14 protein-coding genes are annotated in these 13,559 nt (G+C 41.2%); 8 read left to right on the forward strand and 6 right to left on the reverse strand.

Translation table 11 applies throughout. From position 1 onward, the window contains the following. Positions 1-22: 22 nt before the first annotated feature. The 6 genes from IEE86_RS11050 to IEE86_RS11075 form a co-directional block, all read right to left on the reverse strand. On the reverse strand, positions 23-943 hold the full coding sequence (locus tag IEE86_RS11050; RefSeq protein WP_191097277.1) for an iron-hydroxamate ABC transporter substrate-binding protein: 921 nt from the start codon (positions 941-943) through the stop codon (positions 23-25). Between the two features lie 199 nt (positions 944-1,142). After that, entirely contained in the window at positions 1,143-1,742 is a 600-nt protein-coding gene (locus tag IEE86_RS11055; RefSeq protein ID WP_191097278.1) for a response regulator transcription factor, read from the reverse strand. Positions 1,743-1,756: 14 nt separating this feature from the next. Next, entirely contained in the window at positions 1,757-2,875 is a 1,119-nt protein-coding gene (locus tag IEE86_RS11060) for a sensor histidine kinase (protein ID WP_191097279.1), read from the reverse strand. Between the two features lie 117 nt (positions 2,876-2,992). Then, positions 2,993-4,042 carry a Delta(5) desaturase DesA gene (desA, locus tag IEE86_RS11065; protein ID WP_191097280.1) on the reverse strand — a complete coding sequence of 350 codons (1,050 nt, stop codon included), beginning with the start codon at positions 4,040-4,042 and terminating at the stop codon, positions 2,993-2,995. A gap of 187 nt (positions 4,043-4,229) precedes the next feature. Beyond that, a complete protein-coding gene (locus IEE86_RS11070) occupies positions 4,230-5,672 on the reverse strand; it encodes a DEAD/DEAH box helicase (RefSeq protein WP_191097281.1) in 1,443 nt (480 codons plus the stop codon). A gap of 112 nt (positions 5,673-5,784) precedes the next feature. Next, positions 5,785-6,588 (reverse strand): NAD kinase, encoded by an 804-nt coding sequence (locus IEE86_RS11075; protein WP_191097282.1) that lies wholly within the window; start codon positions 6,586-6,588, stop codon positions 5,785-5,787. Between the two features lie 445 nt (positions 6,589-7,033). Between IEE86_RS11075 and sppA the strand changes: the two genes are divergently transcribed. The 8 genes from sppA (at position 7,034) to IEE86_RS11115 (ending at position 13,556) form a co-directional block, all read left to right on the forward strand. Then, the gene (sppA, locus tag IEE86_RS11080) at positions 7,034-8,035 is read left to right on the forward strand and encodes a signal peptide peptidase SppA (protein ID WP_191097283.1); all 1,002 of its coding nucleotides are present in this window, start codon (positions 7,034-7,036) and stop codon (positions 8,033-8,035) included. Between the two features lie 14 nt (positions 8,036-8,049). Continuing rightward, on the forward strand, positions 8,050-8,574 hold the full coding sequence (locus tag IEE86_RS11085) for an RDD family protein (RefSeq protein WP_191097284.1): 525 nt from the start codon (positions 8,050-8,052) through the stop codon (positions 8,572-8,574). A 99-nt stretch (positions 8,575-8,673) separates the two neighbouring features. Continuing rightward, positions 8,674-9,381: a DUF2953 domain-containing protein gene (locus tag IEE86_RS11090; protein WP_191097374.1), complete on the forward strand. Its 708-nt coding sequence runs from the start codon at positions 8,674-8,676 to the stop codon at positions 9,379-9,381. 14 nt (positions 9,382-9,395) lie between these two features. After that, on the forward strand, positions 9,396-9,848 hold the full coding sequence (ytfJ, locus tag IEE86_RS11095; RefSeq protein WP_007501733.1) for a GerW family sporulation protein: 453 nt from the start codon (positions 9,396-9,398) through the stop codon (positions 9,846-9,848). Positions 9,849-9,961: 113 nt separating this feature from the next. Then, positions 9,962-10,462 (forward strand): thiol peroxidase, encoded by a 501-nt coding sequence (gene tpx, locus IEE86_RS11100; RefSeq protein WP_003216787.1) that lies wholly within the window; start codon positions 9,962-9,964, stop codon positions 10,460-10,462. A gap of 88 nt (positions 10,463-10,550) precedes the next feature. After that, positions 10,551-11,525 (forward strand): class I SAM-dependent methyltransferase, encoded by a 975-nt coding sequence (locus IEE86_RS11105; RefSeq protein WP_191097285.1) that lies wholly within the window; start codon positions 10,551-10,553, stop codon positions 11,523-11,525. Between the two features lie 230 nt (positions 11,526-11,755). Next, positions 11,756-12,940: an acetate kinase gene (locus IEE86_RS11110; protein WP_191097286.1), complete on the forward strand. Its 1,185-nt coding sequence runs from the start codon at positions 11,756-11,758 to the stop codon at positions 12,938-12,940. A gap of 100 nt (positions 12,941-13,040) precedes the next feature. Continuing rightward, positions 13,041-13,556 carry a MogA/MoaB family molybdenum cofactor biosynthesis protein gene (locus tag IEE86_RS11115; RefSeq protein ID WP_191097287.1) on the forward strand — a complete coding sequence of 172 codons (516 nt, stop codon included), beginning with the start codon at positions 13,041-13,043 and terminating at the stop codon, positions 13,554-13,556. Positions 13,557-13,559 lie beyond the last annotated feature (3 nt).

A 13,559-nucleotide genomic window follows, 5' to 3' on the forward strand; every position in this document is an offset into this window, starting at 1 on the left:
GGGAGAGATCCCTTGCTTTCGCTTATTTTCCTAAAAAGTGCTTTTTAAAGAATGATAGTTGATATTCAAGTGTGAGCGGGTCGTTAAAGTAGAATTCTTCTGCACTTGCCTCATACACACGATGTTTTTTCACGGCAGGGATGGACTTGTAGATATCACTGTTTTGATAGGAATTGTCCATTTCGCTGTTTTTACTAATGATCATGTAGTCTCCAGCAAATTCAGGAATGACCTCTTGTGAAACGGCATAGTAGCCGGCTTTTAACGCTTTTTCTTTTACTTTCTCAGGCATTTTCAGTTTCATGGCTTGATAGAGGATTTCTGTTCCGCGGCCCCAAGCATCTCCAAACACATAAAGATCTTTTGTGCCGCTTTCAAATACAGATACCGTCGCATCTTCACCGATTTTGGCTTTAATTTCTTTTCCAGCTTCAGCTGCGCGTTCTTTGAAATCTTTCACCCAAGCCTTCGCTTCTTTTTCTTTGTTTAATACTTTTCCAATTTCAATGTGCTGCTGAAGGTAATCGACTTTGTTATACGTGAACAAAACCGTTGGTGCAATTTTTTTCAGTTTCTCTACATTTTTTGCATTGCTTAAGCCTATGATGACATCAGGCTTTAGCTTCATGATTTTTTCTACATTTTCATCCGATACTTCTTCTACATTTTTTAATTTCTTTTGGAAGCGTGGATTCTTTTTTGACCAAGAGTCAACGCCAACAAGGTTCACACCAAGTGACATCACATTACCTGTGTAAGAGCCGAGAACAACGACACGTTTTGGATGTGCTGGCAGCTTCACAGGACCATTTTCAGATTGATATGTAATTGTGTCTGATGACGTCGATTGGTTTCCTTTATTTGAGGAAGAGTTGCTGTTATTGCCACATGCGCTCAACGCAAGTACAAAGATAAGCATCAGAGGGAACAATATTTTCTTCATAAATGTAGGCTCCTTTGAAATCGGCACACAGGCCGAATATTTGGTTGTATTAGTGATAATGATAATTATTATCACTTGGATATCATATCACAAGACGGCGGTCTGTTGTCAATTACATTTTGTCAGTTGTAGATAAAAAATAAAGGGAATCTGTTAGAAAGAAAAAAAGATCAAGGCAGCGTATGACCTGATCTTTTTGTTATTTAAACCAGCCTTTTTCTTTAGAGCGTGTGATGGCTTCAATTCGGTTTTTGACTTCTAGCTTATCTAAAATAATGGAAATGTAGTTCCGAACAGTGCCGCTTTTAATGCTGAGTTCCTTTGCGATTTCTTTTGTGTTTTTACCGTCTGCAACGAGTTCAAGGACAGATCTTTCTCGTTCGGTTAAAGGGTTCTCATCGCTATATAAGTCTTCCATCAATTCCGGGGCGTACACCTTTTTCCCTTTCATTACGCTGCGGATGGCACTTGCCAGATCCTCACTAGGGCTGTCTTTCAGCATATAGCCGCTGACGCCAGCTTTCAGCGCCCTTTGGAAATATCCAGAACGGGCAAATGTCGTTAAAATGACGATTTTCACATCTGTTTCTTTCAGTTCTTCAGCTGCATCAAGCCCAGTTTTTCCTGGCATTTCGATATCCATTAAACAAATATCAACCGGATGTTTTTTCGCAAAATCAATGGCATCCTGACCGTTTGTACCTTTCCCAACAACCGTCATATCGTCTTCTAAATCAAGTAGTGAACCGAGTGCACCAAGCAGCATTTGCTGATCCTCTGCGATAAAGATGTTGATCATTTCATTCCCTCCTTTTATTTGGCTGCTGAATCATTTGGAATGCTCATGATCAGCTTCGTCCCATCTTTTGTCTCAATATGAAGGCGTCCATTTGCAAATTCCAATCTTTCTCTAATTCCTAAAAGGCCATGTCCCTTCGTTTGAGAGGAGGGGTGATCTCCTTTAAATGTTCCATCATCCTCAACCGTGATGACGGCTTCTTTTTCCTTTTGATGAATGGTGATTTTACAGACAGTGGCATCACTATGTTTCACGACATTCGTAACGGCCTCTTTTATGCACATGCTCACAATGTTTTCGTTGAGAAGAGAGATGTGTTTTGGTGCTCCCTTTTCATCATAAATCAATTCAATTCCGGCCGCTTCGAGAATTTGCTCTATATTCGACATTTCATCCTTGATTCGAATGCCTTTCATGGAGGAAACAATCTTCCGCACTTCATTAAGAGACGTTCTAGCGGTCTGTTGGACGCTTTTAAGTTCCGCACGTGCCTGTTCTGGATCTTTATAGACGAGTTTACGGGCAAGGTCACTCTTTAAACCGATAAGAGAAAGCTTTTGGCCAAGGGTGTCATGCAGGTCACGAGCAATGCGCTGCCTTTCTTCAAGTTTCACAAGATCGGCGATCCGTTCATTGGCATTTTCTAATTTCTCTTCAAGACGTTCACGTTCTTTTCGGCTTCGAATGCTGAGAGGGAGGAGAATGGCACTAATGAGTGTGATCACAACAAAAGGAATTTGTGTGAGAAACCATCCTTTTTTTAAAATCAAGCTAAAGTTTACCGCAACAGCAGCGCTACCTAGATGAATATAGTATAAGATATAAAAAGGTACTTTTCCTTTAATATGCCCATTGAAATAGGCGATGCAAAAAGCGAAATAAATGTAGCTGTAGAGCATCACATAGCCAGTAGAAATCGCAATTAGTAGAAGACCGAATACATATAAAGCCCAGCCTTTTGCGACAAAGGCAAAACGATACACGGCAAAAAAGACGACGTTTAAAATGATACCGATCACAATGCCTAAAGTCGATGGGGTCTTAAAGATAAAATAAAAGGGGAGGATGAAAAAAATGGCCCATATATACGGGGAAATCCCATGCAATTTTTGAATTTTAAGTTGTTTTTTCATCCATGAATCACCTTTTCCATTTTTCATTCTTTTTCACTACTTTATCAAATTGAACACGTTATCGCATCCTGTAAATACCAACAAGCTCCTTCTATTGTAAGAAAGAGCTTGCGCCAGTTATGCATTCTTCTTGAGAATGTCTCCTTTGATGACAGGTGTGCTTTTCGTCTGACGTGCTTCTTTAAAGGTAACGAAGGCTTTCGTTTCTTCATCCCAAAGTCTAAATTTCATTGACTCGATACTTGTTTTTAAAGTGATGGTTGGAACATTTTGAAGCGGCTCACTATGCTCATGTGCATGCTCCAAATGATAATTCGGTACCCTCGGACTTAAATGATGGACATGGTGATAACCGATATTGCCTGTTAACCATTGAAGAAGCTTTGGCAATTTGTAAAAAGAACTGCCTTCTACAGCTGCCTGCACATAATTCCAGTGTTCATCTGCTTCAAAGTAAGAATCCTCAAACGTATGCTGCACATAAAACAGCCATACACCGATTGATCCAGAAATCAAAAAGATTGGACCTTGGACAAGTAACAAACCTTCCCAGCCAAAAAGAAGATAGGTCGCCCCTGCGAGCAAAACAATTGATACGTTTGTGAAATAGGTATTCCAGCGCTCTTTTTTACGAGCACTTTTGACATTGAAACGGTTTTGAATCAGGAAAACAAAGATCGGTCCTAAAATAAACATCACAAAAGGATTACGATAAAATCTGTAGCGGAATTTCGTCCATACTGATGCTTCTTGATATTCTTTGACTGTCAGGAGCCAAATGTCACCAGTACCTCGTTTGTCTAAATTACTGCTTGTGGCATGGTGAATCGAATGATCTCTTTGCCATTGAAGATAAGGGAAAAGGGTGAGCACGCCTGTTAAAAAACCGAACAGGTGATTCAGTGGCTTCTGTTTAAAGAAGGATTGGTGGCAGCAGTCGTGAAAAATAATAAAGACACGAACTAAAAAACCAGCTGCAATAACCGCAAAGAAGAGGGTTAAAAGGTAGGAGATGTTCAGGCTATAATAGGCAAGAAGCCAAAGCCCTAAAAATGGAATAAATGTATTGAAGAGCTGCATGATACTTTTTTTTGAATCAGCACCAGAAAATTGACCTACTTGTTTTCTTAAGGTGGCTTGCTGTTTTGTGTTTGTTGAATTTGTCATGAAAGTTCAAGTCCTTTCCGTTTCTTTCTACTTCAAAGTATAGAAGGAAAGGCGTCATGCTCATAGTAGCACCCGTCATGTATTCGATATGACATTTGTCATGTTGGAGATCAAAAGCCTGACGGCATCAGGGTTTGTGAACTCGTTTCATCTCAAAAAAAAAGGAAAGGCGCTCAGCCTTCACTTTTTATGAACGTGCTTCATGTACTTTTAATTGCTTGCCTTTAATGGTAGTGTGACGCATGGCATTCAGCACAAGAGGACCTTTGCCGTTTAAAATATCGACATATGTTTTCGTATCTTGAATGGTAATGATCCCGATGTCATCGAATGCAACGCCTTCTATTTTGGCAATCGTCCCAACGAAATCAACAGTCCTCAGTTTCTTTTTCTTCCCGCCGTTAAAATAAAGCTTCATAATATCCTTCTCAACGCCTGCCTGTTTATTTTCCTTTTGAATCGGCGTGTCAATCTTTTCTTCAAAGCTTTCTACATGCTGCTCTGCTTCTTCCTTCGACGGATAAGGCTGAATCTGAAAATCAATACCTGCATCCTGCTGTAATTCATCAATTAGCTGCTTCGCATTTTTGGTCATAAACGCAATCGTTTTCCCGCTCTTGCCCGCTCTCCCGGTTCTGCCTGTTCGATGAATATAGCGCTCTTTTTCATAGGGGAGGTCATAATGAATCACATGTGTCATATCACTGACATCAATGCCCCGGGCTGCTATATCGGTCGCAATCAAATAACGGAACTCGCCATTTTTGAATTCATCCATGACAGCAAATCGGTCTTCCTGTCTCATACCCCCATGAATTTTGTCACAAGGGACATCCCATTCGTCCAGCTTGATCGTGAGTTCATTCACTCGGTCCTGTGTATGACAGAAGATAATGCAGCTATCTGGATTTTCAATGACGATTGTACGCTGGAGAAGTGAGAATTTAGCTTCTTCCTCTGTTTCAATCACGGTGTGGGTGATTTGTTGTACAAACGTTTTTTCACGTGCGATTTCAATGACTCTTGGTGATTGTAAAAACTGTTCGCTTAATTTCTTCATTTCATCAGACATTGTCGCTGAAAACAGCATCGACGTGCGCTTTGGCGGCAGATATTCAATAATAGAAGAAACTTGATCAATAAATCCCATATTTAGCATCTCATCTGCCTCGTCTAATACGAAGAATTTGAGATTTTCTAAAGAAAGAGTCCCCTTTTCAAGATGGTCTAATATTCGCCCAGGGGTACCGCATACAATATGGTTTTTTTGTGCAAGCTCTACTTTCTGGGCTTGAAAAGGGGCCTTTCCATAAATGGCTGCCGCTTTGATTCGTTTAAAGCGTCCAAGGCTGGTGAGGTCTTGTTTGACCTGCATGGCAAGCTCGCGTGTGGGGACGAGGATGAGGGCTTGAGGTTTATTTTCAGCCCAATCGACCATTTCACAAATCGGCAGACCATAGGCTGCAGTTTTGCCGCTACCCGTTTGGGATTTGACGATCAGGTCCTGCTTTGAAAAAGCAACCGATAACGTCTCATGCTGAACGGGTGTAGGTGTATGGAAGTGAAGCGCTTCAAGCGCTTGTTTCAGTTCATCGCTTAATGGATATTGATCAAAATGTTGTAATGGCATCATGTTCTCCTTTTCGTACATTCATACTTGTGACATCATACCATATCTTTTCAAAGACACCATGACCTTAAACGAAAAGAAATGAAAAAAGCCCCCAATAGGAGCTTTTTGATTAGAGGAATCTGCGTTTCACTTTTTCCCAGTAGGAGTTATCTTTTAATTTGACCGTTTTGATTACTTTTCCTGAAAGGCCAATGTCAATTTGTTTGACGTGTTTTGTGCCGAGCGCTTCATTATCAAGCCCGATAATCGGATGATCGTTTCCATCCTGGACAACCTTCAGCGTCAGCTTGCGGTCACTGCTTAAGATGAAAGGAGCGCCAAGTGTACGGTACGAGTTGTTATTTAGTGATGCCAGCTCTGTAACTTGCATACAAGGAAGCATCGGATCAACCACGGCGCCGCTCACGGATTTATTGTAGGCCGTTGAGCCAGTCGGAGTGGAAATAATCATTCCGTCGCCTCTAAATGTTTCAAAGTGAAAATCATCTATATACACATCGATGACAAATGTTTTAATAATGCTAGAGCGAATTGACAGTTCGTTTAAGCAATGGAACTGATTTGTACTGTCAACGCTTACATCAATGATTGGATATTTTCTCACTTCAATCTTTTCGGTGTTCATGGCATCAATCATTTTATCAAAATGTTCTAATGAAAAATCGCAGTATAGATGCGAATTCTCAGTTTTTGATACCCCTACATACAAGCAGTCATCACGAAAATTCGTTTTGCGAACTGCTTGAAGAAATGTGCCATCCCCACCAATTGAAGCAATAATATGGGCATCCTCTGCACGCTTGACGACTTGAAAACCTTGATCGGTAGCGAGCTTCTCTAGAGAAGAAATGTGTCCATCCAATTCATGATCTTTTTTGTAAAAGAAAAATACATTGCGACGATTGTCTGTCATTGACGTTCTCCCCTTCGTTGTCAAAAATAAATTTCCAATAGTAAAGGGCTTACATATGAACCCTTGCTGACATTTTACACTTTTTTCATATGAAAGTAAAAACATTAGAAAGACGCGGGTCGTGATCGGTTTGTTTTTTAGAAATGAGTCGATGTAAGTGATTTGACATGACTGTCTTTGAGCATAATTGAATAGCTGTTTTCTCATGAAGGAATGGTCTGGGTGTTTGGTTGTAGTGAGCATCTAGTCTATAAGGTGTAGGGAGAGGATAAAAAAGCCAATTTCTCATCATGAGCTTCTCGTAGTAGACGATGTAAAGTTGATCGTCATTTAAGATAGGTGCTATCATATGTTGAAATGAAATGTAAAAAAACCACAATTCCTGTGAAACATTTCATGTGGATATTCGTATGAATGATCTGAGACAAAAAAGGAGGAGAAAGAGATGAATGCGAAAAGATGGGTAGCGTTAATCATTGCACTTGGTGTTTTCGGATTTTCAATTGTGATCAGTGTCACGATGGCCTTGTTCGAAAACGTCAATGACAATAAAATGAGCTATCGATTCGGGGATGAAATAGAAGAGAAGGTACTAGAGGATGGCAGCGGTGCAGGCAAAATTGCTGTACTTGAGATTAATGGAACCATTCAAGATAATGGCGGCGCATCAAGTCTTTTAGGCGGTGAAGGCTATGATCATCGTGCTTTCTTAAAAGAACTAGATAAAGCAAAAGAGGATGCTTCTGTAAAAGGTGTATTGCTGCGCGTGAACTCTCCTGGCGGCGGTGTATATGAAAGTGCTGAAATACATAAAAAATTAGAAGAAGTGAAAAAAGCGAAGAAGCCAATTTACGTATCTATGGGATCAATGGCAGCCTCTGGCGGTTATTATGTGTCGACACCAGCGAAGAAAATCTTTGCTTCTCCTGAAACATTAACAGGTTCTTTAGGCGTGATCATGCAAAGTTTGAATTATGCAAAGCTGGCGGATAATTTAGGCATTAAATATGAAACCATTAAGAGCGGAAAATTCAAAGATATCATGTCTCCAAACCGTGATATGACAAAGGATGAGCGTGCTATCATGCAAAGCATGGTCGACAATTCCTATGAAGGCTTTGTCAAAGTGATTTCTGAAGGACGCGGCATGTCTAAACAAGACGTTAAGAAAATTGCCGATGGCCGAGTATATGACGGGACACAGGCAAAATCCAACGGATTAGTAGATGAGCTTGGATACTATGAAGATGCACTAAAAGCGATGAAGAAAAATGAAAAAGGCTTAAAAGGTGCGACAGTGATCAGCTATTCTCAAAGCTTTGGCTGGAACTCTCTTTTCAATATGAGTGCAAGCAAGCTCTTTAAAAGCGAAATTGATTTTCTGAATTTAAAAGAAACACTGGCTGGCTCAAACGGGTCTAAACCGATGTATCTCTATTCAAAATAAAGGAGGGATCATAGATGGATTCTACATTCGATGAAGTAAGCGAAAGCCGCAGCCAAGAGGAAGAATGGAAGCCGGCTCTTGCGAAGCGCGCTTCAATTGAAGCACAGGCGTTTGCTGGTTTTTGGATTAGATTTTGGGCGTTTATTCTTGATTGGCTTGTCGTCTGGGGTGTAAACCATTTGACGGTTTCTCCAATCTTTAGTCTGTTTGGCTGGTCAAAAGGAGGAGGATGGTTTTCGCCTTTTTCCGTCACAACGACGATTGTGTTCCTGCTTTATTTCGCCATCATGACGAAAGTCTTTCAACAAACACTCGGCAAGATGGTGTTTGGGATCAAGGTGGTCTCACTTCAGCCTGAGAAGCGGCTGGCATGGGATGTCATTTTCTTTAGAGAAATTGTTGGACGATATATAAATACGCTTTTTGTTCTCTATGCTGTGGTTGGGTTCACGCCGAAAAAGCAAGGGGTCCATGACTACTTTGCAGATACGGTGGTCGTCCATGAACATTTATATGAAAAAACTGAATCAAACGCATAATTTGGGGGAGTTTGGCCTGGTACCGGTCAAACTCTTTTTTGATGATTGGGTATAAAATCCAGAAGGAGAGCCATAATCGTAGAGGAAGCATCATTTGTTATAGAGGAAGTGAGCACAGTGCTGTACGTTTGGATCGCAGCTTTTTTGTTTCTTGTGATCTTATTGATCTTTATGAAAGTGACCATTTCACTGGACTATTCACATGCAAATGACAATGACCACATTGCGGTGAAGTTTATCACCTTATATGGAATCGTCAGACTGAAGAAAGACATTCCGATGGTGAAAGTGAATCCGGAAGATCAAACGATTGATATTCGTGAAAAGAAAATGGCCAGTTCCAAAACGTCTAGTCACGAAAAAGAGACCATGCATAAAAAAGTGGGAAAACGTGATGTGAAGAAAATCCTTCATCAAATGGAACGTATCACAAAAGAGATCGTCGATTTAAACCGGATTATTCGCAGCTTCTTCATTCACATCAAAATTGTATCATTTCACTGGTCAACATGGATCGGCTTTCATGACGCCGCATTAACTGGTGTGGCAGCCGGCGGTGTATGGTCAGTCAAAGGAGCACTGCTTGCCTTTATGCAGGAGCATCTCACCTTTAAGCATAAACCGGTATATGAAGTCATCCCTGCCTTTCAACACAATGTGTCACAGACCCAGTTTACATGTATAGCTTATTTTCGTATTGGACATGCTATGCTTGCAGCCATTCGATTACTTGTTCATTGGTTAAAAGGAAGAAAGGCGAGAAAAAGTGCCTCTCTTCAAGCAACGAAGAATGAATCATCTGTTTAAGGAGGAACCCGAAAATGGCAGATCATCCAATCCAAGGTCTCATGAAGACAGCGATGGAAAACTTAAAAGAAATGATAGATGTGAATACGATCATCGGCGATCCAGTCGAAACCCCTGACGGCAGTGTTATCCTCACTGTGTCAAAGGTCGGCTTTGGGTTTGCAGCCGGCGGCAGTGAATTTAACGGGAACCAAAAGAAAGAAAAACGTTCTGATGAACAAGAACGAAAAGAACCGAGACTCCCATTTGGCGGAGGAAGCGGAGGAGGCGTATCCATTACGCCAATCGCCTTCTTAATTGTAGGAACAAACGGCGTTCGAATGCTTCATTTGGATGAACACACACATCTGCTTGATAAAATATTGGATTCTGCTCCTCAAGCAATTGAACGTCTTCAGCACATGTTTAAGAAAGATGAACGGGAGCACCGCCACAAAGAACGAAAACTAGATGACATAGACCTTTAAAAAAGTTAGCTGCGCTGCAGTTAACTTTTTTTTCAAAATGGACGATTAGGCTTTGCAGTTTTTTGCTTTCTCTACTATGATAGAACCATACATTTGATAAGGGAGGAATTGTTTTGGCATCGATCACATTTAAAGGGAGCTCTGTCACGCTTGTAGGAAATGAAGTAAAAGTAGGCGAGCAGGCCCCAGATTTTACGGTATTAACGAACTCACTAGGGGAAGTTTCACTTTCGGATTTAACAGGAAAAGTGACGATCATCTCAGTGATTCCTTCTATTGATACAGGTGTGTGTGACGCACAAACAAGACGTTTCAATGAAGAGGCAGCCGGTTTAGGTCCGGTCAATATTTATACGATTAGTGCAGACCTTCCATTTGCACAAGCACGCTGGTGCGGAGCAAACGGAATTGAAAATGTTGAAACATTATCTGATCACAGAGATATGTCTTTTGGTGAAGCGTTCGGTGTATATATGAAAGAATTGCGTTTATTGGCGCGTGCCGTTTTCGTATTAGACCCAAATGGGAAAGTGGTTTACACTGAATACGTAAGCGAAGCAACGAATCATCCAAATTATGAAAAAGCCATTGAAGCTGCAAAATCACTGTTATAAAAGCAGCATCGACAAGAGCTCCGGCTTCATTCTGGGGCTCTTTTCAATGAGAACATATAGCTTTTAACAAAGCGAGGAGAGAAAAGCATTGCAGAAAGATCAAGTGAGTACGATTTTTGAGCTGCTCGATACAGCCTCTATTCGATTAAAAAAGGAACAGAGCATTTCCTATATTGAAGCGTTGGCAGAAGCAGGAGAAGCCTTTTACCAGGCAAATGATCGAAACGGTTTACTGAAGGACTTAATAGAGAAAGCAGATTTCACCTCTTATGATCATGAGCAGATTCGCAAAGCGTTTCAGCTCGCCGTACTGAAAGGACAAAAGGACATATCCCATCCAAATCGCCAGATGACGCCAGATACAATTGGACTGTTTGTCAGCTATTTGGTGAATAAATTTTTAGAAGACCAACAAGAGCTTGTTGTTTTTGATCCAGCAGCGGGAACAGGGAACTTACTGCTTGCAGTTTTAAACAACCTCACTGCAAAAACAAAGCGCGGCTTTGCGTCTGAAATTGATGATGTGCTCATTAAAATTGCTTGGGCACAGGCGAATTTAGAAGAGAAAGAAGTCGAGCTTTTCCATCAGGACAGTCTTGAGCCACTTCTTATCTCGCCAGCAGATGTCACCGTATGTAGCCTTCCAGTCGGCTATTACCCAAATGATGAGCGTGCTAAAGACTATGACTTAAAGGCAAAAGAGGGTCATTCCTTTGCGCATCATTTATTCATTGAACAAAGTCTTCGTTACACGAAAGAAGGCGGCTTCTTATTCTTCATCATTCCAAATGATTTATTTGAAGGAAAAGAAAGTGTGCAGCTAAAGGATTTTATTAAAGATCACGCTTATATGAATGCATTAATTCAGCTGCCAGTCTCTATGTTCAAAGACAAAAAGCATGCGAAAAGCTTATTTGTGATGCAAAAGAAAAAAGAGGGGCTAAATGCACCAAAACGGATGCTGTTTGCCAATCTGCCATCCTTCTCGCAGAAGGAAGCGATGGTTGGTGTGATGAGAAAATTAGACCAGTGGTTTATAGAAGAAAAAGAAACGAAAGAATAGCCAGAGTGATCTCTGGCTATTTTACTATTCAGAAAATAACGACTTATCGATGTAAGCGGTAACAGTTAGAAGGTGCACTTGAAATGCAAAGTTTTCAATGTTTAAATGAAAAAGTCAGATATTTTTCGGACTTATCGTTAAACTATAAAAGACCCGTTCAAACAGGTTGAATATAGCACCGGAAAAAACGTGAAACCTTATATAACAACTGAGTAAAAGGAGCGACAAGAATGTCCAAAATTATTGCAATCAACGCAGGAAGCTCATCTCTTAAATTCCAATTGTTCGACATGCCGGAAGAAACCGTTTTAACAAAAGGTCTTGTTGAAAGAATCGGAATGGACAACAGTATCTTTACGATTTCTGTAGATGGAGAAAAGAAAACAGAAATCACTGATATCCCAGATCACGCAGTAGCGGTCAAAATGCTACTTGAAAAACTAACTGAATTCAACATCATCAAGGACTTTAATGAAATTGATGGCGTAGGACACCGCGTTGTTCACGGTGGAGAGAAGTTCAGCGACTCTGTTCTATTAACAGATGAAGTGATCAATGAAATTGATCAGCTTTCAGAGCTTGCACCACTTCATAACCCTGCAAATGTTGTAGGAATCAAAGCTTTCAAACAAATTCTGCCTGATGTACCAGCGATTGCTGTGTTCGATACAGCGTTCCACCAAACAATGCCAGAGCAGTCTTACCTATACAGCCTTCCGTACGACTACTACAAAAAATTTGGTATTCGTAAATACGGTTTCCACGGGACAAGCCATAAGTTCGTGACAGAGCGTGCAGCAGAGCTATTAGGCCGTCCGCTTGAAGAGCTTCGTTTGATTTCTTGCCACCTTGGAAATGGTGCGAGTATCGCAGCAGTAGAAGGCGGAAAATCAATCGATACATCCATGGGCTTCACACCGCTTGCTGGTGTTGCGATGGGTACACGTTCAGGTAATATTGACCCTGCCCTTATTCCATTTATTATGGAGAAAACAGGACATACAGCTGAAGAAGTCCTTTCAACTTTGAATAAGAAGAGTGGTCTTTTAGGTGTGTCTGGTCTATCAAGTGACCTTCGTGATATCGAAGAAGCAACAGAAGAAGGAAACGACCGTGCAGAAGTAGCTCTTGATATTTTTGCAAGCCGTATTCATAAATACATTGGTTCTTATGCAGCGAGAATGAATGGCGTAGATGCGATCATCTTCACAGCTGGAATTGGTGAAAATAGTTCAGAAGTGAGAGCACGTGTACTTCGTGGACTAGAATTCATGGGCGTTTACTGGGATCCTTCCCTTAACAACATGAGAGGCGAAGAAGCATTCATCAGCTACCCGCACTCTCCTGTCAAAGTCATCGTCATTCCAACGAACGAAGAAGTGATGATTGCAAGAGACGTTATGCGTTTAGCGTAACATCCTTTTAAAGCTCTTTTCCTCATCGGAAAAGAGCTTTTTTCTATTGAAATCAGCATGCTATAATGTGAGGCAATATGGAAAGGAGCGGTGTGAAGATATGGGTGTCGAAGAACATAAACGCGAAGCGAAAGCGAGGCTTCATGTAAAAGTCATTACCGTCAGTGATACAAGGACAAAGGAAACAGATAAAAGCGGCCGCCTGATGATTGATTTGCTCAAAGAACAGGGGCATCTCATTCTTGCATACGAGATTGTAAAAGATGATATTGGCGCGATTCAAGACGCAGTGCTAGAAGGAACAAGCGAGCCGAAAATAGATGCCGTCTTGTTAAATGGGGGAACAGGAATTGCCGCAAGGGATGTCACCATTGAATCCATTACCCCTCTTTTCTCCAAAGAGCTTCCTGGCTTTGGCGAAATCTTTCGCATGCTGAGCTATACAGAAGACATCGGCTCTGCCGCTATCTTGTCCCGGGCAACGGCAGGGGTCGTTAACCAAAAAGCTGTCTTTGCCACACCAGGCTCTACCGGAGCAGTTCGTTTAGCCATGACAAAACTCATTATCCCAGAGCTGCCTCACGTCTTGCGAGAGCTTGAAAAGGATCAAAAATAGCCC

The organism is Bacillus crepusculi (genome assembly GCF_014764715.1).
GTDB lineage: Bacteria > Bacillota > Bacilli > Bacillales > Bacillaceae > Bacillus.

Coding starts and splice junctions, on each gene's coding strand:
- IEE86_RS11050 (WP_191097277.1), bottom strand. CDS start 943: ATGAAGAAAATATTGTTCCCTCTGATGCTTATCTTTGTACTTGCGTTG.
- IEE86_RS11055 (WP_191097278.1), bottom strand. CDS start 1,742: ATGATCAACATCTTTATCGCAGAGGATCAGCAAATGCTGCTTGGTGCA.
- IEE86_RS11060 (WP_191097279.1), bottom strand. CDS start 2,875: ATGAAAAAACAACTTAAAATTCAAAAATTGCATGGGATTTCCCCGTAT.
- desA (WP_191097280.1), bottom strand. CDS start 4,042: ATGACAAATTCAACAAACACAAAACAGCAAGCCACCTTAAGAAAACAA.
- IEE86_RS11070 (WP_191097281.1), bottom strand. CDS start 5,672: ATGCCATTACAACATTTTGATCAATATCCATTAAGCGATGAACTGAAA.
- IEE86_RS11075 (WP_191097282.1), bottom strand. CDS start 6,588: ATGACAGACAATCGTCGCAATGTATTTTTCTTTTACAAAAAAGATCAT.
- sppA (WP_191097283.1), top strand. CDS start 7,034: ATGAATGCGAAAAGATGGGTAGCGTTAATCATTGCACTTGGTGTTTTC.
- IEE86_RS11085 (WP_191097284.1), top strand. CDS start 8,050: ATGGATTCTACATTCGATGAAGTAAGCGAAAGCCGCAGCCAAGAGGAA.
- ytfJ (WP_007501733.1), top strand. CDS start 9,396: ATGGCAGATCATCCAATCCAAGGTCTCATGAAGACAGCGATGGAAAAC.
- IEE86_RS11110 (WP_191097286.1), top strand. CDS start 11,756: ATGTCCAAAATTATTGCAATCAACGCAGGAAGCTCATCTCTTAAATTC.
- IEE86_RS11115 (WP_191097287.1), top strand. CDS start 13,041: ATGGGTGTCGAAGAACATAAACGCGAAGCGAAAGCGAGGCTTCATGTA.